General features: G+C 45.2%; 17 protein-coding genes. 11 read left to right on the top strand and 6 right to left on the bottom strand.

Going from position 1 to position 21,020, the window contains the following annotated elements; translation table 11 throughout:
* Positions 1–168 precede the first annotated feature (168 nt).
* Positions 169–2,160 (bottom strand): methyl-accepting chemotaxis protein, encoded by a 1,992-nt coding sequence (locus L0991_08360; GenBank protein ID XGB61461.1) that lies wholly within the window; start codon positions 2,158–2,160, stop codon positions 169–171.
* Between the two features lie 276 nt (positions 2,161–2,436).
* Between L0991_08360 and hinT the strand changes: the two genes are divergently transcribed.
* From hinT to L0991_08325, 7 genes are all read left to right on the top strand, one after another.
* The gene (hinT, locus tag L0991_08355) at positions 2,437–2,787 is read left to right on the top strand and encodes a purine nucleoside phosphoramidase (GenBank protein XGB61460.1); all 351 of its coding nucleotides are present in this window, start codon (positions 2,437–2,439) and stop codon (positions 2,785–2,787) included.
* A 260-nt stretch (positions 2,788–3,047) separates the two neighbouring features.
* Complete coding sequence (locus L0991_08350) at positions 3,048–4,439, top strand: hypothetical protein (GenBank protein XGB61459.1); 1,392 nt, start codon at positions 3,048–3,050, stop codon at positions 4,437–4,439.
* Positions 4,439–4,822: a YcfL family protein gene (locus L0991_08345; protein XGB61458.1), complete on the top strand. Its 384-nt coding sequence runs from the start codon at positions 4,439–4,441 to the stop codon at positions 4,820–4,822. Before L0991_08350 ends, L0991_08345 begins: the two co-directional genes overlap by 1 nt.
* Before the next feature lie 124 nt (positions 4,823–4,946).
* On the top strand, positions 4,947–5,537 hold the full coding sequence (gene lpoB / locus L0991_08340) for a penicillin-binding protein activator LpoB (GenBank protein ID XGB61457.1): 591 nt from the start codon (positions 4,947–4,949) through the stop codon (positions 5,535–5,537).
* Positions 5,538–5,690: 153 nt separating this feature from the next.
* Entirely contained in the window at positions 5,691–6,545 is an 855-nt protein-coding gene (locus tag L0991_08335; protein XGB61456.1) for a phosphotransferase, read from the top strand.
* 108 nt (positions 6,546–6,653) lie between these two features.
* Complete coding sequence (gene ycfP, locus L0991_08330) at positions 6,654–7,193, top strand: alpha/beta hydrolase YcfP (protein XGB61455.1); 540 nt, start codon at positions 6,654–6,656, stop codon at positions 7,191–7,193.
* A 487-nt stretch (positions 7,194–7,680) separates the two neighbouring features.
* Positions 7,681–8,970, top strand: a complete 1,290-nt coding sequence (locus L0991_08325) for an NAD(P)/FAD-dependent oxidoreductase (protein ID XGB61454.1) — start codon at positions 7,681–7,683, stop codon at positions 8,968–8,970.
* 119 nt (positions 8,971–9,089) lie between these two features.
* On the opposite strand, the gene L0991_08320 is transcribed toward L0991_08325, so the two are convergent.
* The 4 genes from L0991_08320 to L0991_08305 all read right to left on the bottom strand — a co-directional run bounded on the left by L0991_08320 (position 9,090) and on the right by L0991_08305 (position 14,643).
* Positions 9,090–9,635: a GNAT family N-acetyltransferase gene (locus tag L0991_08320; GenBank protein XGB61453.1), complete on the bottom strand. Its 546-nt coding sequence runs from the start codon at positions 9,633–9,635 to the stop codon at positions 9,090–9,092.
* A 142-nt stretch (positions 9,636–9,777) separates the two neighbouring features.
* Positions 9,778–10,542 carry a peptidoglycan binding protein CsiV gene (locus L0991_08315; protein ID XGB61452.1) on the bottom strand — a complete coding sequence of 255 codons (765 nt, stop codon included), beginning with the start codon at positions 10,540–10,542 and terminating at the stop codon, positions 9,778–9,780.
* A gap of 63 nt (positions 10,543–10,605) precedes the next feature.
* Positions 10,606–14,067 (bottom strand): transcription-repair coupling factor, encoded by a 3,462-nt coding sequence (gene mfd, locus L0991_08310; GenBank protein ID XGB61451.1) that lies wholly within the window; start codon positions 14,065–14,067, stop codon positions 10,606–10,608.
* Positions 14,068–14,073: 6 nt separating this feature from the next.
* Positions 14,074–14,643 carry a PilZ domain-containing protein gene (locus tag L0991_08305; GenBank protein XGB61450.1) on the bottom strand — a complete coding sequence of 190 codons (570 nt, stop codon included), beginning with the start codon at positions 14,641–14,643 and terminating at the stop codon, positions 14,074–14,076.
* Between the two features lie 227 nt (positions 14,644–14,870).
* Between L0991_08305 and lolC the strand changes: the two genes are divergently transcribed.
* The 3 genes from lolC to lolE are packed head-to-tail and all read left to right on the top strand — an operon-like array spanning position 14,871 to position 18,009.
* Complete coding sequence (lolC, locus tag L0991_08300; protein XGB61449.1) at positions 14,871–16,079, top strand: lipoprotein-releasing ABC transporter permease subunit LolC; 1,209 nt, start codon at positions 14,871–14,873, stop codon at positions 16,077–16,079.
* Positions 16,072–16,764 carry a lipoprotein-releasing ABC transporter ATP-binding protein LolD gene (lolD, locus tag L0991_08295; protein XGB61448.1) on the top strand — a complete coding sequence of 231 codons (693 nt, stop codon included), beginning with the start codon at positions 16,072–16,074 and terminating at the stop codon, positions 16,762–16,764. Before lolC ends, lolD begins: the two co-directional genes overlap by 8 nt.
* On the top strand, positions 16,765–18,009 hold the full coding sequence (lolE, locus tag L0991_08290; GenBank protein ID XGB61447.1) for a lipoprotein-releasing ABC transporter permease subunit LolE: 1,245 nt from the start codon (positions 16,765–16,767) through the stop codon (positions 18,007–18,009). It abuts the gene before it with no gap.
* Positions 18,010–18,182: 173 nt separating this feature from the next.
* On the opposite strand, the gene L0991_08285 is transcribed toward lolE, so the two are convergent.
* Positions 18,183–18,692 (bottom strand): DUF2062 domain-containing protein, encoded by a 510-nt coding sequence (locus L0991_08285; protein ID XGB61446.1) that lies wholly within the window; start codon positions 18,690–18,692, stop codon positions 18,183–18,185.
* Positions 18,693–18,709: 17 nt separating this feature from the next.
* Here L0991_08285 and L0991_08280 point away from each other — a divergent pair, with 17 nt between their 5' ends.
* Positions 18,710–21,013 (top strand): DNA internalization-related competence protein ComEC/Rec2, encoded by a 2,304-nt coding sequence (locus L0991_08280; protein ID XGB61445.1) that lies wholly within the window; start codon positions 18,710–18,712, stop codon positions 21,011–21,013.
* Positions 21,014–21,020: the final 7 nt, after the last annotated feature.

Below are 21,020 nucleotides of genomic sequence, written 5' to 3'. Positions count from 1 at the left end.
TAAAGGTGAAAGAAAACGGGAAACAGCAAGCCTTAATAACCATATAATGACAAAGCTCATAAAAAACAAGGGCAACTCTTGATAAAAGTTGCCCTTGTTCAAATAGTTACCACTATTGGGTAAGAAGTCCCAACATTCTCACCTAATATCTATGGTTTCATCATTTATCTATAGCTTAAATTGATGAACCAAATCACCTTGTTGATTCGCAAGAATTGTTAGGTTTTGGCTCGCCTCAGCTATTGATGACATTGCTTGATAACTTGCATCGGCAATGTGGTTGATGTCTTCAATATTGCGCGCAATATCGCCTGACGTTTCACTCTGTTCAGCAGCTGCTTGAGAGATATGAGTACTCATATGGCTGATTTCTAGAATCAAGGCTTGAATCTCTTCCATTGCACTATTGGCATTCGATGCTTGTTGTACCGACATGTCCATATCACTCATACAGCTTTCAATGACATTACTTGCTGTTTTCGAACTGGACTGTAGGTTGCTGATCATAGTTTCGATTTCAGCTGTAGATTGCGTTGTTTTCTGTGCCAGTACACGAACCTCATCGGCAACGACCGCAAAACCACGACCTTGCTCACCAGCACGCGCCGCTTCAATCGCAGCATTTAGCGCGAGTAGGTTAGTTTGCTCTGCAATGCCGCGAATTACGTCTAGGATTGAGCCAATCTGACTACTCATCTGTTGCAGTTCACCCACCGCACTAACTGATTCGGTCAAACGAGTTTCCAGTTGGTTGATGGTGCTGATGTTGGTGTTCATGATCTGACGACCCGATTCAGAAGCGGTTTCAACTTGCTGAACCATAGTCAAAGAGCTTTGTGCACTATTCGCCACTTCCTGTACTGAGTGAGACATCTCTGTCATCGCTGTCGCTACTGTCGCAGTCTGCTCACGCTGGCTGTTCAATTGAGCCTGGGTTTCTGAAGAAGTCTTCTGGTTAACGCTTGCTGTTTTGGTTAGGTCATCTGACGCATCGTTAAGCTTCACAAGAATATTGTGCAGATTATCGGCTAAGGTGTTGATATGACCACTTACACGGCTGAATTCGTTGTTGTAACGAATATCGATGCGCTGTGTCATGTCGCCTTCTGTTAGGCCTTCTAGTGTCTTAAGGATACGGGTTAGTGGTTCTCTTACACTGTGAGCAATGTGGTAGCCAATCGCTGCAGCGAATAGTGTTACAACCACACCAATAGCAATAGCATTGAAAAGGCCTTTATCGTAGATGCTGCTCGCGTCTGCCAATGAAGAGTTAAGTTGTTCTTCGGCTGTTACGTTAAATGAGTCTAGCACTGCCATCGCTTGGTCTACTTCAACCGCTAGATTAGCGATGTTTACATAAAGTGCTTGCTTCGCTTGTAGGTAGTTGTTGTGCTTATCAAGAACACCGCCTTTTTGGCCTACGTCTTTAGTGAACTTCTGAACTGATTCATCGAATACATTCTTAAGAGCAGGTAGCTGTGTTGCTAAACCGCGGTAGGCGTAGTTTAGGTGAGTAACGGCTTTCTTGTTTTGGTTAACGGCTTTTTGTACGAATGCCACATCAGAGCTCGCAAGTGCGTCTGATGTGATTACTTCTGCGTCTTGTAGTTTGATGAAGTAGCTTTTCGCCATTACTTTCACAGAGATGCTCTTCTGGTCGGCTACGTACTCTTTCATGCCAACGGTCAACTCAGAGTGTAGGCGTTGGAAATCGCGTGATGCTTTTTGTACTTGCTCTTGTGCTTCAAACATCGCGACGTAATTGTTCATCGCTTCATCTGCTTCAGTAAAGTAGCGCTCTTCCATGGCTCTTAGCTGAGTAATGCGTTCGATGAGGGAGCTGTTGTTTTGGCTTGCTGCTTCAAGATTGCCAAGAACTTCTGAAAAAGCGTTTTGTGACGCAGCAAATTCTGTGCGCATTGCAGACATGCGTTCAGCGTTTTGTGTGGTTAAGAAATCTTTGAATGACTTATCAGCAGAAAGCAATTGGACACTTGTTTGATTGGAAAGCGCAACAAGCGGTAATGAGGTTTCTGAAACACTCTCAAAATTGCTGTGTATCTGATTCATGCTGTTCATCATGATGGTTATCGTGACTGCGAACATGATGATGATCAGTGCGAAACCAGCGTACATACGCTTGATCACAGATCCCTTCATGGCTTTCTCCCTAAATAAAATGCAGACCTAATGTCAGGTCAAAGTAAAACTAACAAAATTGTCAGCATTCTATTGAGCTCCTCTTACGCATTTTATGACGCACACGTCAAAAATAGCGCTCAGTTATAATCAACATGCCATTCTTGAGAGCTAAGACCAGTTTTCTTTGATTTGAACGGTGTTTTTTATTAAGCTTTACAGCAGGTTTATTGTGGTTTGATGCGGCATAGCGCATACTCAAAACACTAAAAAGTAAATGTTTTATCGGAGAAAAACATGGCTGAAGAAACCATCTTTAGTAAGATCATTAATAAAGAAATTCCAGCAGATCTGCTATACCAAGACGATTTAGTGACAGCGTTCCGTGACATCAATCCACGCGCTCCTAGTCACATCCTTATCATCCCTAATAAGCTGATCCCAACGACCAATGATGTTGAAGTGGAAGATGAAGCAATGATGGGGCGCATGTTTACTGTTGCTCGTAAGCTAGCAAAAGAAGAGGGCATCGCGGAAGATGGTTACCGTCTTATCGTGAACTGTAACTCTCATGGTGGCCAAGAGGTTTACCACATCCACATGCACTTAGTTGGTGGCCGTCCGCTTGGCCCTTTACTTATGAGCTAATCAAATAAGTTAACGAGTTAACAAAATAGTCAATGAACGAGCTAGAAAGTTAATGAGTTAATTAACACAAACAACAAGTTGGAAAATTTGTTGTTTGTATGCCAACTTTAATTGTTATCTGTTGTCTGAATATCGGTTTTGCTTAGCCAGAGCCCGATGAAGCAAGTATTTACTTGCTTGAGATCCTTTTTACAGCACGTTTCGTTTTGATAACGGGACCCTAATAAAGTTGGCATTTTAAACATGTACGGAGACGATAAGTGAAGCAACAGTTTAGATTCGCTTCCATTGCCCTACTATCGGCGCTGACCGCGGGATGCGCGAGTATGTCTGCAGGTAATCTGTTCAGTCATTACAGCGCACAAAATAAAAGTATCTATCAAGCCGTTAAATCTGGAGATTATTCAGAGGCTCAACAAGAGTTACCAGATTACGCAGCAGGCGATATTCTCGATAATTTTGAGAGAGGCAGAATCAATCTGTTGGATCAAAAGTACCCAGAGAGTAAGTCTTCGTTTGAAGCGGCGGATCAGGCTGTTACCGAGCAGCAGAGAAAAGCCGTCATTTCAATTTCAGACAGTGCAACCAGCGTGGGTGCATTGGCTGTAAATGACAATATTACCGAGTATGTGCCGCCCGATTACGAGTTAGGCTTTCTTCATCTCTACCTCGGTTTGAATTATCTAAAGAAAAACGATTTAGAAGGTGCGGTGATTGAAATGCGTCGCGCCAACCAAGTTCAAGAGCAAGCAAAGAAGCAGCGTGAGGCTGAGCTAGAAAGAGCAGCCAGCGATGCGAAGAAGCAGGGGCTATCTGCCAATGTTGGCAGTATTCTCGCGAATTACCCAGATGCGGGTAAAAAGCTGCAGTCAGTACAAAATGCTTATCTGATGTTTTTATCGGGCCTGCTTTATGAAGCTTCAAACGACTTAAACAGTGCTTATGTTGATTATCGACGTGCATTGGCGGTGATGCCTGATAACCAAGAGATTATCGACAGAACTATGGCAACGGCCGCACGCTTAGGTATGCGACAGGATTTAGCGACACTCGAGAAGCGTTACAAGCAGTCATCTAAGCTAAGTAGCGGGCAAGGGCGCGTGATTGTTCTTCAAGAGCAGAGTGCTGTTCAAGCAATGGACAGTTGGCGATTAGATTTACCTGTTTATGACAGTCGCGATCAGGGAGCAATATACTCTCTTGCGCTGCCATATTACCCAAGTCAGAACGTAGAGCGTTTTTCTCCGTTACGAATCAGTGGGCAGCCGCTGCAAGAGCATTTGATTACCGACGTAAACGCCATGGCTCAGAACGATCTCTCTGAGCGTATGACGAGCATTGTTATTCGCCAAGCACTGCGTGTGGTCGCAAAAGACCGCATTCGCAAAGAGGCAACCAAGGGTGATGACGTTGGCAACATTTTGTTCAATGTGTGGAACACGCTGACAGAGCAACCAGACACTCGCAGTTGGCAATCATTACCAGCTGAGATTAAGAGCAGCACGTTTGTAGCAAACAGCGGCCAATATACCTTGGAAGCGGGCGCTAAAACCTACGATTTTGATATTCGAGAAGGGCAGACCACTTTGGTATGGATTTCTCGACAAGGAAACAACGCAACAATGTGGCATAAACAGCTAGGGAGGCTGTAATGAAAAAGTGGTTAGTGAGCTTAGCAGCGGTTATGGCTCTGGCTGGTTGTGCTGATAATACAGCTGGCGTAAGGGTGGATAGTCTGACTCAGAACGTATTCTTTGGCGACAATGTATTGGGCAGCCGTTTACAAGTTGAAGATATTCGTACCGATCAGATTGATGGTCACACTCGAGGTATTGTCCGCTTAAACAGTAACTATAAAGGTGACCAACATATCCTTTATCGTTTCTATTGGTATGACGATGCTGGGCTTGAGGTCAACTTGAAGCAAGGGCCTTGGAAGCAAGCGATTGTACGTGGCTTTGAAAGCATTTCGTTGTCGGAAGTATCGGTAAACCCGAAAGCGACTCAATTCCGAGTGCAGTTTCGAGAGCAGTAAGAACAGATTTAGTTATAACCGGTGCAAGTTAACGTGGACTAGCACTTAAGAAAGCGAATTGATTCGCACAGATAAAATTTAAGAGTGTGGGTAACCCCACTCAATGATAAGTTGAGGAAACATCATGAAAAAGAGTGTCATTGCGCTACTAGGCTTAGCGGTTATTTTAGGCGGTTGTTCGAACAAGGTAAGCTACGGTGATGCACAAGCAGTAGAAACCACGACAATCGATTTCGGTTCAACTGACCTTCAAACTATTGCTGGTGAGATGGTTGATAGCATGATGGCTTCTGGTTCAGTGTCTTACATTACTCGTGATCAGCGTCCAATCGTGTTCGTAGAGCGAATCAAGAACAAAACAAGTGAGCACATCGATACTGAGTCAATCACTGACACAATCAGTACTAAAATGCTGAACTCTGGTAAGTTCCGTTTTGTTGATATGGACCGTGTAGAGTCTGTTCGTGACCAACTAAACTTCCAAAACAACGATGAGCTAGTGAACCAAAGCTCTGCGATTCAGTTCGGTAAGATGGTTGGTGCTCAGTACATGCTGTACGGCAACCTATCAAGCATCGTTAAGAAAGCGGGCAGCGACGAAGACGTGTACTACAAAATGACTATGCGCCTGATGGACCTTGAGTCTGGCTTGATCGAGTGGGCTGACGAGACTGAAATCCGTAAGCAACAATCTAAGAGTCTACTGGGTCTTTAATTTCGCTTAACTGCCAACTATGAACACTTACTATTGAAAGTGAATAGATTGGTCACACGCCAATTCAGTACATGATGTGCTGATATTTGAAGACACTGGCTCTGGTCAGTGTCTTTTTTGTAGGGAAACGAATACGTTAATAGGGAATGAGCAATGGCAATTTTTTCTTGGTCTGAGGCTAAGCTTCTTGATACCAGTTTGAGTTCGCTTGATGGCTATTTTTCGCAGCCGCCAGTGAAGGCTCAGACACTCACCGGTGGTCTGACTAACCGATGTTGGAAGCTGGTTTCTGCTGATGGTTCTGAATACGTGTGGCGGCCGCTCACATCAATTACCAATGCCTTCTTTATTTCCCGTCATGAAGAGTACCAAGTGTTGTCTGCCATCGAGCGTCTCGGTATTGGACCAAGCCCGATAGTGGTGAATGAGCAGGGCTTATTGGTTGAATGGGTTGCTGGGGATACGCTTTATGAAGGTTTAGGTATTGATGACCTTCTGAAAACGCTTATCTCTGTGCATTTGGTTAACACTGCACGGTTACCACTTAAGCCGTTTAGCTTTACAGCGAGAGTGGACCATTATTGGCTTCAGCTTGATGCCGTTCATAAGACAGAAGTCTACAGCATCATTTATAAAGAGTGGCGCACAACGCCAAGTATCTCGAGTGTTGAGCTCTCCTTATGTCACTTTGATCTAGGCGGTTATAACCTAGTGAAGAACAGCGACGGGATTAAAATTATTGATTGGGAATACGCGGCAATTGCTGACCCTAGATTAGATCTAACCTTAACCATTTCAGTCGCAGGTGCCCCGGTGCAAGAAACGGTTGAAAAGTATTGTCAGCTGCGCGGTATTCACGATGTTCAGCCTTGGCTAGATGGTGTAGAAGCGTGGTTACCACGAAGCCGAATGATGGCAATGTTGTGGTATCTGCTCGCCCATCAACTGTGGGGCGATGAAAGTTATCTGCGTGAAGCTGAGGCTCTGAGTCACACTTTCTGTAGCTAGGATCACGTTTAGGAAGTGAAAAATATAATTTCGATGGTCTTCCCTTTAAAACCTTGTTTTTCGTGTTAGATTGATCAAAACGTACCAATATTCAATGGGGGAGGTACAATGATTATCTATCTTCACGGCTTCGACTCAACAAGCCCGGGCAATCACGAAAAAATACTGCAGTTGCAATTCATTGATGATGACGTTCGTTTCATCAACTACAGTACTTTGCATCCAAAGCACGACATGCAGCACCTACTGAAAGAGGTGCACAAAGTGATAGAGCAATCAGACGACCCACATCCGATTATCTGTGGTGTTGGTTTAGGCGGTTTTTGGTCTGAGCGTATTGGCTTCTTGTGTGGTATCAAACAGGTTATTTTCAATCCAAATCTTCAACCTGAAAACAACATGGTGGGCCGAATCGATCGTCCTGAAGAGTACGAAGATATTGCGACTAAGTGTGTGGAACAGTACCGCATGAAAAACAAAGGTCGCTGCCTAGTGGTGCTTTCTCGCGAAGATGAAATTCACGACAATAGCAAAACTGCTGCTGCACTCGAAGATTACTACGATGTGATTTGGGATGAGAAAGAGAGCCATAAATTCAAAAAAATCTCTCAACATCTTCAAGCAATGAAAGCTTTCAAAGACGCTTAACATACTAAGTATTTTATAAAAAGCGGCACTCAATGAGTGCCGCTTTTTTTTATTTTGAATGTAACGTTACTATTGATGATGCTGTCGTAGCTGCTATGTTGATAAGTTTGCGCAAACGTTAACTATTTGGCGGCGAATCCTCATTGAGGGTAAGGATTTTAGTTGCGGTCATCGGTTTGCTATATATAATGTTCCAAAGCAAAATATTTTGATAAATATCAAAAAAAATTGAGAGCGAGTGATAAAACTTGCCCATTATTTGTGTACTGCCTCTAAGGTTGTCACCTTTTTTATCCACGTGAGCAAGTCGACAAGCGGATGTTTGTTGCTTGTAATCCCTCTAACTACTCGGTGAGCTGTCGTTATTCTTTTTCGCGGTTATCCAATATGTCACAGCCTTATTTAAAGGCCGGGTAGATACATAGAATTTATCGGTTGGAGTAATCGAGCCGAACCCTATTTATTCATTTTGTAGAGGATTGTCATTGTGACAAAAATTATCGTAGTAGGCGGCGGTGCTGGTGGTTTAGAACTAGCAACTAAGCTTGGCCGCACTTTAGGTCGTAAGAAACGTGCCCAGATTACACTGGTAGACCGTAAAGCAAGCCACCTATGGAAGCCATTACTTCATGAAGTAGCAACTGGCTCTCTAGATGAAGGTGTTGATGCGTTAAGTTACCGCGCGCATGCAAAAAACCATTACTTCGATTTCCAAATGGGCAGCCTGAACGACATCGATCGTGAGCGTAAAGTGATTGCACTTAGCGAGCTGAGAGATGAGCACGGTGAATTGCTGATGCCAAGCCGTGAGCTAGAATACGACATTCTGGTTATGGCATTGGGTTCAACGTCTAACGATTTCAATACTCCAGGCGTTCGTGATAACTGTATTTTCCTTGATAGCCCAGAGCAAGCTCACCGTTTCCGTACCGAAATGAACAACCAGTTCTTAAAGCTGCATGCTAAGAACGGTCAAGGTACGGTAGACATCGCGATTGTTGGTGCGGGTGCGACTGGTGTAGAGCTGTCGGCTGAGCTTCACAACGCTGTGAAAGAGCTTCGTACATACGGTTTCGGCGACCTAGACTCAAGCAAGTTGAACGTAAACCTAGTAGAAGCGGGCGAGCGTATTCTTCCTGCTCTTCCTCCTCGTATTTCAAGTGCTGCACATTCTGAGCTGACTAAGCTTGGTGTGAACGTTCGCACTAATACAATGGTGACGCAAGCGGACGCTGATGGCCTAACAACGAAAGATGGCGACAAGATCCCAGCTCAAATCATGGTATGGGCTGCAGGTATCAAAGCGCCAGATTTCATGAAAGATATTGGTGGTCTTGAAACTAACCGTATCAACCAGCTGGTTGTAAAAAACACGCTGCAAACGACGCTTGATGACAACATCTTTGCTATCGGTGACTTGGCACAATGTACACAGGCGGATGGTTCATTTGTACCACCTCGTGCCCAAGCTGCCCATCAAATGGCAAGCTGCGCATTCAGCAACATCATTGCTAAGCTGAACGGTCGTGACCTGAAAGACTACATCTACAAAGATAAAGGCTCACTAGTATCACTAAGCCGTTTCTCTACGGTAGGTAGCCTGATGGGTAACCTGACTAAAGGTTCGATGATGGTTGAAGGTCGTATTGCTCGTGTAGTTTACATCTCTTTGTACCGCATGCACCAGATGGCGCTTCACGGAATCATCAAGACATCTCTAATGATGTTGGTTGGTCGTATTAACCGTGTTCTACGTCCAAATCTAAAGCTTCACTAATCAGTTAGCTTTTCGAAGAAGAGTTAAGCTTTCAAAACGCTTAACGCTGATAGTAAAAAAGAGCTCTTCTGAGCTCTTTTTTGATCGTGTCAGTTAAGTGGTTGCCTTGTTGAGTATTGCTAAGCCACCGGTGGCAATACAGAGTAAACCACACCATCTTTTGGCTTACCGTTGAAGATAAAGCGATTCTTGGCAATGGCTTCTCGCTGGGCACCACACTTCTCTATGAGCTTTTGGCTTGGTAGGTTTTCGGTATCACAGACAATCTCTAAACGCGTCAATTTGAGCTGAGCAAAGCAAAATTCAAACAGAGCTAGCATCGCTTCCTTTGCTATGCCTTTTCGTTGAAATTGGTCGCCAACCCAATACCCTAAACTCGCCATATTAAAGGTGTGGTAAAGCTCATTGATTGCCACCATGCCAACCAGCTTATCGCTTTTTCGCTCGAAAATGCCAAAGCCAAACGCATCGGCTTTCACCCAGTTTAAGCGAGTCGCCAGAATGAACTTTTCAGCTTCTGCGATAGAGAACCGATCATGACACCAGTCGACCCACGGCAGTAAGCTAGGGGAAGACTTGATCAGTTGAGAAAACTCGTGAGCGTCAGAAGGCTCAATAATTCTTAGACTGAGGTTTTTTGTATTGATCTGGAAATCAGGGCTCATAGGGCGTACCAATTAGACCGGGCAATAAAGTCTGTAGCTTAATAAAACGCCCTCACGATGGAGGGCGTTTTGAATGATTAGTAGGAGTATAGCTTGGGTGCTAACAAACCAACTAGTTTAGTCGCTATATCACTCGAGCAGGTTACTGAGCAACGCGACGAACTTGAATCACCATGCCAAGAAGCGGGTGGTCAAGATAGTGAGTTTCAGTACTGCGCATGCGACGTTTTTGCTCCATACGGTAGCTCTTAAGGAACTCTTCGACTTCAACCGTTGGTGAGATTTCCGTTAGGTTACCCACTTGAACATTGCTCTCAGCACCGCTTACTGGAGAGTCGAGTTCGATTTGCTGTTCTTGCAGCTTCACTTCACGAACGCTTGGTGCTTTCAAATCCAGAGTGGTTTCAGCGTATAGGTAGTGCTGAACATAGATTTGTAGCTTGCCGTCTAGCTCGTAAAGCGGCTTGTCGATAGTCTCTTCTTGGAAGCCATCTGCAGATGCAGTTACAGCGCCTTTTTCTGAACCGTCAGCATTGAACTGTTTCGAGAAGTCTTTACCTGCTTGAATGTGGAACACAGGTGCTGAGCTCTTACCTTGATCGCCTTGACGCCAAGCCGTATGCATCAGTACTTCAAAGCCAGCATGCTGCTTCAGCTTATCTTTCTGGGGCGTCAGTTTGTACTCCGAGTAAGGGAGCATTTTTACCCCTTTACTTGCTCGGTACTGGGTGTCCTGAAATGAACCAACGCGCTCAAGTGAAATCTTTGGCTGTGTGTTTGGCCAAGACTCATTCACCTTCTCGGCATCAACTGCGCGCTTAAAAATGATCACTTCTATATCAAATTGTCTCTGTGCCAAACTTGGCAGTGAGACGAACAATAGTAGCAGTGGGATCAGTCTTTTCATTTTTACTCCGTTTTCCAGCCGCACTACCGGCTGGATAAATTATATGTGCAAGTGGATTAGGCTTTACGCTGAAGGCAGCAAGTTTTGTCTGAATTCGCCTAATAGATCACTAACAAATTGAATTCGTTTCCGTCTGTCGACCAATGGTATCGTAAACTTGAACTTAGTTGGTCCTTCCATTGAAAACTTTTGCGGTTGAGATTGCAACAGTTTAACAAGGTAGTTCGGGTTTATGTCAGCATCCGGGTAGAATTCGATAAATCCGCCTTTATCGTGCGCTTCAATTTTCTTCGCCTTGATAGAGGCCGCCGCTAACTTAAGCTCGGAAACCGATAATAAGTTCTTGGTTGCGTCAGGAAGAATACCAAAGCGGTCGATAAGCTCGACTTTTAGCTCCGCAAGCTCATCCGTGTCACTCACGCTCGCAATACGTTTGTATGTTGATAAGCGTGTGTTGATGTCTGGAATATAGTCGTCTGGCAATAGCGCAGGGATGCGCATCTCAATCTCAGTTTGCTCACGTAACAGATCATCAAGTGATGGCTCTCGACCTTCTTTCAATGCCTCAACCGCTTGCTCTAGCATCTCCATGTATAGTGTGAAGCCGACAGATTGGATTTGACCACTCTGTTCATCACCCAACAGCTCACCGGCACCACGAATCTCTAAATCGTGTGTTGCGAGAGTGAAGCCAGCTCCCAAGTCTTCCAAAGAGGCAATCGCGTCTAATCGCTTAATCGCATCTTTAGTCATCGCTTTCGGATGTGGCGTCAGTAGGTACGCATAGGCTTGGTGGTGAGAACGACCCACACGACCACGCAATTGGTGAAGCTGCGCTAGACCTAGGTTGTCGGCTCGGTCCATCAAGATGGTGTTGGCTGTCGGAACATCGATACCGGTCTCGATGATGGTTGTACACACCAGCAGGTTAAAGCGTTGGTGGTAGAAATCGTTCATGATGCGTTCTAGTTCGCGCTCTCGCATTTGACCATGAGCGACCGTTACCCGCGCTTCTGGAATCAGCTTTTGTAATGACTCTGCGGTTTTCTCAATGGTGTCAACTTGATTGTGGAGGAAGTAAACCTGACCACCACGCATGATTTCACGAAGTACAGCTTCTCTTACCACCGCATCGTCACTTTGACGAACAAAGGTTTTGATAGCCAAGCGTCGTGCGGGTGGCGTTGCAATGATCGATAGGTCACGCATCCCACTCATCGCCATGTTGAGCGTTCTTGGGATTGGGGTTGCAGTCAGCGTTAGGATGTCGACATCGGCACGCATTGCTTTTACTTTCTCTTTCTGACGGACACCAAAGCGGTGTTCTTCATCGACGATCAGTAAGCCAAGGTCTTTGAACTGGATATCACTAGAGAGCAGTTTGTGAGTACCGACTAGGATATCAACCTTGCCGTCCGCGACATCTTGCATGATCGCTTTTTGCTCTTTAGCCGATTTGAATCGAGAAAGCACTTCAACACGAATCGGTAAATTCGCGAAACGGTCTCGGAAGTTTTCGAAGTGTTGTTGAGCAAGTAGGGTCGTCGGAACCAGAACCGCTACTTGTTTACTGTTGTCCGTACACACGAAAGCCGCGCGCATCGCGACTTCGGTTTTACCAAAACCAACATCACCACACACTAAGCGGTCCATGGCTTTTGCTTGGCACATGTCAGACATAACCGCATTGATTGCCATCGCTTGGTCATCGGTTTCCTCAAACGGGAAGCCAGCTTTGAAGGTTGCGTATTGCCCGCGATCCAAAACAAATTTGTAGCCAGGTTTAAGTTCGCGCTTGGCGTAGACATCCAGCAGCTCTGCGGCAACGTCACGTACTTTTTCAGCGGCACGCTTACGCGCTTTTTGCCAAGCCTCACCACCTAACTTGTGCAGTGGCGCGGATTCTTCGGCGCCACCAGAGTAACGTCCAATAAGGTTCAAAGAAGCAACTGGCACGTATAACTTGGCATCGTTTTGGTACTCAAGCGTCACGTATTCGGTTTTCATGCCGCCGGCTTCGAGGGTTTGCAGGCCGATGTAACGACCAATACCGTGGTCAATGTGCACAACAGGTTGACCTGGTTTTAACTCTGCCAGGTGGCGGATAACCGTGTCGCTATTAACGCTTTTCTTATCTTTCTTACGGCGTTGAACAACGCGGTCACCAAGTAAGTCGCTTTCGCAGATAAGCGCGAGGTTTTTCTCTTCGTGAACAAAACCGTGTTCAGCAGAACCTAGGATCAGACTGAACTTGTCGTTGGCCTTAACGGCTGCATCGAGGTTTTCTACTTCGTTTGGTCGTACTTTGATACCGCGAAGTAGTTCGCTTAATGCTTCACGACGACCCTCTGACTCAACCGAAAAAACAACCTTGCCATCGAAGGCTTCAGTGAATTTTCTTAGGTTAGCTAAAGGCTCTTTGTTTTGGTGTTGAACACTGAGATCAGGCAGTGAAGTAACCGGAAGGTTGATGCGTCCAGCTTTCTCTTCAATAGACTCTAGGCTTAGGTTGACCTGTGGTTTTTGCTTGAAGTGTGCGAACAGTTCATCTTTTTTCAGCCAAAGTTGTTCTGGTGCTAATAGAGGACGTAATGGATCGACCCCACGTTGGTCGTATCGATGTGCGACATCAGCAAGGAAAGAATCAACAGCGGTTTCGACATCACCTAAAACCAAAATCTGTGCTTCGTCAGCGACATAGTCAAACAGTGTTTCTGTGTGATCAAAGAATAGAGGCTGCCAGTACTCAATACCAGCAGGCCATGTGCCTTTAGATACCTGCATGTAAACCGATTCTGGTTCACGTCGTGCATCGAATTGTTGACGCCAACGAATACGGAAATCTTCAATCGCTGTTTCCGAAGTTGGGAACTCGTGCGCGGGTAATAGTCGAATTTCAGAGATGTCTTCGATAGAACGTTGGTTCTCTGGATCGAAGGTTCGGATGGTGTCGATCTCGTCATCAAAGAAATCGATACGATAAGGGTCCTTACTGCCCATTGGGAACAGGTCAAGAATAGAGCCACGGCTCGCGTACTCACCCGGACCAAATACTTGGTCAACGTAACGATAGCCAGATTTTTCAAGCTGCAGGCGCAGTTTCTCTAGTGAGTAAAGATCACCAGTTTTCACCATTAGAGTGTGTTGTAGCAAGAAGTCACGTGGTGATTGGCGCTGGAGTAGCGTGCTGATCGGCACGATCGTGATGCCATCCTTTAAGGTCGGCAAGGCATAAAGGCGCGCGATACGATCTGAAATGATCTCTTGGTGTGGAGAGAAGCTGTCGTAAGGCAAAGTCTCCCAGTCTGGGAATAGTGCAACTTCGCTCGCCGTAAACTGTTCAATTTCAGATTGCAGCTTGAGTGCGATTTGTGGATCTGGTACAGCAAGTACAGTATGACTGTTGTGTTGCTCTGCGAGTTTAGCGATAGCAAGAGCGAGAGACGAACCCACAAGGTTACCAATGTGTTTTTTGTCACCGGCTCCTTTGAGGGTTGGTAGGGTAAAAATAGATTGTTTGGTCATGTTAATTTACTTGTTATCTCGGTCTAGAGAGCGTTGACGCAAAAGTTTCTGTTGTTGATGAAGTGCCGCTTTGATCAGCAGGTCTTGGTCCGTATCGCGAAGATGAGCGTATTTGAAGTTGATTTCGAAACCTGAATCTTTAGGCTGGCTTGCAAACACTTCCGCGTAGCAGTAAATGGCAGCGGCAGGGTGCTCCAAGAACAGCTTAGCTTTTACTAAGCGACCTGGCTCGATGTCTGTCTTAGAAAAACAGGAAAACTGGCTCGCACCGAAGGAATAGGTGTGAGTTCGAAACTTCTCATCATCTTGCTGCGATAACATAAAGCTCAACAGCAGGTTTAATTTAGAGTTCTGTGCATCCAATAAACTGGTGACATTCTTCAAGTCGCTGTTTTTCAGTTCAGCGCGAGCGCTGTCGGCTAATAGGTCCAGTTGGCTAAATTCACTCGCCACAACAAAAGGGGCAGGGATCTCGGATTCGAACTGAATTTGAGAAGGTAAAGTGAAGTTACTTTCCATCGGTTCTATATTAGCGGTAAGACTGTGGTGAACAGTGAAAAACTCTTGTTCTGTCATGCGTTAGTTCCTTGAAGTGATCTATTGATTATCGCTATGTGGCGGCAGTAATCAAGGTCAGTTAATTGAAACTATCAAATAGTTGTTTGAAATTTGGTGTTTTGACAGGGTTCTGTTTTTCAGGCCTAACTAATTGAGTTAATTCACTCTATATTTTCAATTAACCCCTACACAGTAACAGCAATACCCGTTACATTAACCCGCATCCCTTTTTGATGGTTCAAAGTATGTTTCATCCTATTTCAATGTTTGTTGGCCTGCGTTATTTGAAAGGCCGTTCAGGTGATCGCTTTAGCCGTTTTGTTTCTTATATGTCGACAGCGGGTATCACCATTGGTGTGCTGTCTTTGATTACTGTTTTGTCGGTAATGAATGGATTCGAAGCGCAATTAAAAGACCGAATTCTCGGCGTTCTCCCTCAGGCAGTGGTTTATGAGCAAGGCGGTAAGACGCTACTCTCTGAACAACCTCCTGGTTTTGCTAAGCAAATTTCGCTTAATGGTCATGTTGAACCGATTGTTCGCAGTGAGGCGGTGATTCAGAGCCCTGCGCAACTGTCAGCGGGCCTTTTGATTGGCATCCAACCCAATTCTGATGACCCACTTCAAGACCACCTTATTGCTGGTCGATTGTCTTCACTTAAAGCAGGGCAATATCAGCTGTTTCTTGGTCACACGTTGGCGAGAAACCTAAAAGTATCGATGGGCGACAAGGTTCGTCTAATGGTGACCAGCGCAAGCCAGTACACACCGCTTGGCCGTATTCCTAGCCAACGTAATTTCACGGTAGCCGGTATCTTTAATACGGGCTCGGATATTGATGCTCAACTTATGGTGACGGATATCCAAGATGCTGGGCGTTTGATGCGTTATAAGTCAGACACCATTTCAGGTTGGCGCCTGTTTTTTGAAGACCCATTTGAAGTCGCGGAACTATCGAGCCAACCCTTACCAGATGGATGGTTGTGGAGCGATTGGCGCGACCAACGCGGTGAACTGTTCCAAGCGGTTCGTATGGAGAAAAACATGATGGGTCTCATGCTTGGTCTGATCATCGGGGTTGCCGCATTTAATATTATCTCTGCGCTGATTATGGTGGTGATGGAGAAGCAATCTGAGGTCGCGATACTTAAAACCCAAGGCATGACCGATGGTCAAGTGATGGGCATCTTTATGGTTCAGGGGGCAAGTAGCGGCGTGATTGGCGCACTATCCGGCGGCGCACTAGGCGTTGTTCTGGCAATGAACCTTAACCCGATTTTAGAAGCGATGGGTGTTGCTCTATTCTCGTTTGGTGGTCAGTTACCTATTTTGATTAACCCAGTTCAAATCGCTGTTGTTGTGGTACTTGCTATTGCACTTAGCTTGATTGCTACTATTTTCCCTTCTTACCGTGCATCTTCTGTGAAACCTGCTGAGGCCCTTCGTTATGAGTAATTTTCTTCAATGTAATGATATCCGTAAAACGTACCGTGAAGGCTCGTTGGATACTGAAGTCCTCAAAGGGGTCAGCTTTGAGATCGAAAAAGGTGAACTGGTTTCTATCATTGGTACTTCTGGTTCTGGTAAAAGTACGCTCCTGCACATTTTAGGCGCGCTTGATGATGCTTCTGCGGGGAGCGTGAGCTTTCTTGGTCAAGACCTAGCGTCACTGAGTTCGAACAAGCAGGCTAAGCTTCGCAATCAGCATCTTGGTTTTGTGTATCAGTTCCATCATTTATTATCCGACTTTTCTGCACTAGAAAACGTCGCTATGCCGCTGCTGATAGGCGGTGAAAAGCCTGCGAAAGCAAAACAAGAAGCACAGTTGTTACTTGATAAGGTTGGGTTAAGCCATCGTGTTGATCACCGACCGTCCGAGCTTTCTGGTGGCGAAAGACAGCGTGTGGCGATTGCCCGTGCATTAGTCAACAAGCCAGCTCTTGTGCTGGCGGATGAGCCGACGGGTAACCTTGACCACAATACTGCGCTTTCTATTTATGACTTAATGCGAGAGTTAAACCGAGAATACGATACTGCCTTTTTAGTCGTGACCCATGATGGCGAACTCGCAGCTAAAATGGACCGCCAACTGCACATGCAAGATGGTTTGTTGGTTAACGTACAAAAAGAGGAGAGCTAAGTGTTTTCTTCTTTATCTCTATTGATAGGCGGCCGCTTCAGCCGTGCTAAACAGCGAGACAAGATGGTGTCTTTCATCTCATTGTCTTCGACGATTGGTATTGCGGTTGGTGTAGCGGTGATCATTATCGGTCTGTCAGCCATGAATGGTTTTGAGCGTGAGCTAGAATCGCGCGTGCTGTCTGTGATTCCCCATGGTGAGTTTGAAGGGGTTAATGAACCCGTAACTCGCTGGGAGCATGTGGTAGAGCAGTCCGAAAAAAATGACAAAGTTGTTGCTGCTGCGCCTTATGTGAAAATCACAGCGCTGGCTGAAAAGGGCAAAGAACTTAAAGCGATTGAAGTACGTGGTGTTGACCCACAGCTTGAGCAACAGGTATCGAGTCTATCAAGTTTCATTGATAAGCAAGTTTGGAGCGATTTCAAAGCAGGACAGCAGCAGATCATCTTAGGCTCTGGTGTAGCCAATGTGCTTGGTGCGCAAGTGGGTGATTACTTGACCTTGATGATCCCAACAGTGAATGGCTCGGTTAAGGTTCAGGCGCTCAAGCGGGTACGAGTCAAAGTCGCCGGCTTACTGACGCTGAATGGACAAATTGATCATAGCTTAGCGCTTATTCCGATTGGCGATGCTCAAGTTTACGCGAACTTGGGTGAGGCAGTGACGGGTGTCTCTTTGAAAGTGACAGATGTACTGAACGCGAACGAGATTGTCCGCGAGGTTGGAAACCAACTTGATGTGTATGTTTACCTGCGTAGTTGGCAACAGAAGTTCGGCTTCCTATATCGAGATATTCAATTGGTTCGCACTATTATGTATTTAGTGATGGTGCTGGTGATTGGTGTTGCCTGTTTCAATATCGTCTCGACATTGATGATGGCGGTAAAAGATAGAGCTTCGGAGATCGCAATTTTAAGAACCATGGGCGCTTCCGATGGCTTAGTTAAACGTATCTTTGTTTGGCAGGGCGTATTCTCAGGCGTATTAGGTAGCTTGGTCGGCAGTGCGATAGGCGTTTTAGTTGCACTCAATCTGACCACTCTTATTAAAGGGCTTGAGAAGCTGATCGACCACCAATTCCTGTCAGGTGATATCTACTTTGTCGACTTCTTGCCATCACAACTGAATATGATGGATGTCGTTGTGGTATCAGGTACTGCAATTGCTTTAAGTCTGCTGGCGACATGGTACCCAGCATCGCGAGCTGCGAAGTTAAATCCAGCTTCTGTGTTGAGCTCCAAATAACCAATCTATTATTTCGACAGATACAAAAAAGGATCCCTTTGGGGATCCTTTTTTATTGAATTCAAACTGTATTATCTAAGACTTCCATTACATGCCTATCACCTAATGGCTTATAACTTGTCTGATTTTGGTCGCTATCCATTAAAAGTGGAGAGCGCGTCAGTATAGATTCACTATCTTGCTTGTCGTTTCTTCCAGCTTCTTACTACTGAGTAGCGCCATAAGCCACGAATACCGAAATAACCAATCATTGCTGAAATCACACCACAAATCATGCAGCCCAATAGGAACGGAGGTCCGATGGTGCTCATTTGCGCCAAGATAAAGTCCCAAGACAGTTCGAAGTGAAAGGCTTGCGGCGGAACATGCATAACGAATGCACCTACTTTATAAGCAAAGTAGAACAAGACGGGCATGGTTACGGGGTTACTGATCCAAACGAGAGCGACAGCCAGCGGTAAGTTAACACCGCACACAACGGCTAGGCCTGCAGACATAATCATTTGGCTTGGTAGAGGGACAAACGCCATGAATAACCCAACAGCGAACGCGCCGGCCGCGGAGCGACGATTAAGGCACCATAAGTTGGGGTTGTACAAAACATTGCCAAAAACTTTTAATGCTTTCTGACGCTTGATGAGCTCATGGTCAGGCATAAATCGTTTGATAAACTTTCTTGGCATAGGAGGAAGCTACTCTCTTGTTTAACACTTGGTTCTTGATTTCATTTGCTGCGACAGTTGTGTCTGCCAGCTTCTGGCCTGTGATGCCACATTGGGTCTTGGCACCATTGATGCTGTTATTACTAATCGCATCAATAAAGTATAGCGTTTTCCGACATACAAGAGGTCTAGCTACTGCGTTGATACTCGTTGTATGCCTAGGGAATGCGATTGAAATCCAAACAAGTCGCTTATTTCAATCAGGGCAGAATACTACCATAAATGCCTCAGTAGTTAGTCTTTTTAGTGAAAATAGCCATGGTTTTGAAAGCGTAGTAGTAGTTAGATCAATTGACGGTGAAAAATTAATCTTTCCTCAATTGATAAAATTGCGATTGTTTACGCCTTTCAAGCTCACTTTGGGTGATGACGTTCATTTGTCGGTCAGTATCAAGCCTGTTTTTGGGAAGCTTAATGAAGCGGGCTTTGACTTGGAAAAGCACCTGTTTAGCACTGGGGTTACGGCAAATGCGAATTATCGAACGGATACTAAATATAGAATTTACTCTAGCAGCCATCTACGTGCTCGGTGGTTCGAGCGCAGTCTTGATAATCTCAGCCTGCTAAACAATAACGACCTAATAGTCGCTTTGAGTTTCGGCTATCGAGATCTCATTCCTTCTTTGCGTTGGGATTTGCTAAAGAGCAGTGGCTTGATTCATTTGATGGCGATTTCTGGGCTTCACATTGGTATTGCCTTCGGAATCGGTTATCAGGTAGGGAAGCTAGTGCGTTTGTTGTCTCCTCAGTTGTTATGGTTTCCGACAGTGTTTGGTTTAGGCTTTGCTTATTTCTACAGTTGGTTTGCTGGGTTTACACTGCCGACCCTGAGAGCGCTAGTGATGTGTGTCGTGGCGAGTTACTTTCTGTGGCGTGGGCAAAGCATCAGCGTGGCTCGTTGTGTTTTAATCAGCTTGTGTATCGTTCTCGTTATTTGGCCTTTTTCTGTGTTATCAAGTAGCTTCTGGCTATCTTTTGGCACATTGGGGGCGGTTCTCTACATTGCGTTCAATACTAATGTCTCTTCTTCAAATTCTACCTTTACTGAACGAATGCTAAAGCTCATCAAAATACAGGTCATGCTGACCTTGTTAATTGCGCCCTTTTCGATGTTGTTTTTCAAAGGCGTTAGCTTGGTCTCGGTTGTCTATAATTTGCTGCTATTGCCTTGGGTATCAATGGTGACGATACCTTTGCTGTTTTTGTCGATGTTTCTAAGTTTGATAGCTGAATCAGTAATTGGGGACAACGAATCAATGGCTCATTTCTCTACTCAGTTATGGAGACTGGTTGATTTATCACTTGAACCCTTGGTGTTTAGCTTGTCTTTTTCTGAACAGTTTTGGATTCAGGTAGATAATCACGTAACCGTGCTGCTCGTTTTTCTTATCTTATTCTTCGGTTTTATTGCTCGATACATTAAACATGGAGCAGCTGTTGTCATCATTTCTGTATTCCTGTTGTGGTGGGAGTTTGGCAAAGTTAAACAGGACAGGTTAACTATTGATGTTTTGGATGTAGGGCATGGCTTGTCTATCATCCTTGAAAAGAACAGTCACGTGGTGGTGTACGATTTAGGTAACGCGTGGCCGGGAGGGTCGATGGTCGAGTCACTATTGATTCCTACTTTATCGCAAAGAGGTATTGATGAAATTCAAGGAGTGATCATTAGCCATTTCGATTCTGATCACGCTGGCGGTTACCCTGCATTGCTTGAGAACTATCAGCCTGAATGGATAAGAGCTAGCCAAAGTTTGAATCATCAAATGAGCTCAGTTGTTCAAGCATGTACGTTAGGTGAGGTGTGGGAATGGCAGAGCTTGCAGTTCGAGGTGTTGTGGCCGCCAAAAGTAGTGAATAGGGCGTATAACCCACACTCTTGTGTCATACGGATTATTGAACCAGGTTCGGGCTTTTCGATGTTGCTCACGGGTGATATTGAACTTGTGAGTGAGTGGTTACTTGCTCGGGAAGGCGAACAGCTAAAAAGCGATGTCATGCTCGTGCCTCATCATGGCAGTGACACTTCATCTATTACACCTTTCATAGAAGCAGTTTCACCAAAGTTAGCGATTGCTTCGTTGGCAAAAGGTAATCAATGGGGGATGCCAAGTGAGTCTGTCATTCAACGTTACCTACAAAGTGGAAGTGCCTGGCTTGATACTGGTGAAAGTGGACAAATAACCATCACTATTGACCAAGAAGGTTGGCATTATCATACGATTAGAGAGGAACAAGGGCGGCAGTGGTATAGGCAGATGCTTCGTAAGGGAGTAGAATAGATAGATT

Origin of the sequence: Vibrio chagasii, from assembly GCA_041879415.1 — a bacterium.
Taxonomy (GTDB): Bacteria; Pseudomonadota; Gammaproteobacteria; order Enterobacterales; family Vibrionaceae; genus Vibrio.
Note: the sequence above shows the minus strand (reverse complement) of the source record. Positions and strands in the feature narration are given on the sequence as shown.

What these genes read in the sequence shown, in the direction of transcription:
- lolD (XGB61448.1), top strand. Translation starts at nt 16,072, where the DNA reads ATGAGTAATTTTCTTCAATGTAATGATATCCGTAAAACGTACCGTGAA.
- L0991_08335 (XGB61456.1), top strand. Translation starts at nt 5,691, where the DNA reads ATGGCAATTTTTTCTTGGTCTGAGGCTAAGCTTCTTGATACCAGTTTG.
- L0991_08315 (XGB61452.1), bottom strand. Translation starts at nt 10,542, where the DNA reads ATGAAAAGACTGATCCCACTGCTACTATTGTTCGTCTCACTGCCAAGT.
- L0991_08345 (XGB61458.1), top strand. Translation starts at nt 4,439, where the DNA reads ATGAAAAAGTGGTTAGTGAGCTTAGCAGCGGTTATGGCTCTGGCTGGT.
- L0991_08360 (XGB61461.1), bottom strand. Translation starts at nt 2,160, where the DNA reads ATGAAGGGATCTGTGATCAAGCGTATGTACGCTGGTTTCGCACTGATC.
- ycfP (XGB61455.1), top strand. Translation starts at nt 6,654, where the DNA reads ATGATTATCTATCTTCACGGCTTCGACTCAACAAGCCCGGGCAATCAC.
- mfd (XGB61451.1), bottom strand. Translation starts at nt 14,067, where the DNA reads ATGACCAAACAATCTATTTTTACCCTACCAACCCTCAAAGGAGCCGGT.
- lolC (XGB61449.1), top strand. Translation starts at nt 14,871, where the DNA reads ATGTTTCATCCTATTTCAATGTTTGTTGGCCTGCGTTATTTGAAAGGC.
- hinT (XGB61460.1), top strand. Translation starts at nt 2,437, where the DNA reads ATGGCTGAAGAAACCATCTTTAGTAAGATCATTAATAAAGAAATTCCA.
- L0991_08320 (XGB61453.1), bottom strand. Translation starts at nt 9,635, where the DNA reads ATGAGCCCTGATTTCCAGATCAATACAAAAAACCTCAGTCTAAGAATT.
- lpoB (XGB61457.1), top strand. Translation starts at nt 4,947, where the DNA reads ATGAAAAAGAGTGTCATTGCGCTACTAGGCTTAGCGGTTATTTTAGGC.
- L0991_08305 (XGB61450.1), bottom strand. Translation starts at nt 14,643, where the DNA reads ATGACAGAACAAGAGTTTTTCACTGTTCACCACAGTCTTACCGCTAAT.
- L0991_08285 (XGB61446.1), bottom strand. Translation starts at nt 18,692, where the DNA reads ATGCCAAGAAAGTTTATCAAACGATTTATGCCTGACCATGAGCTCATC.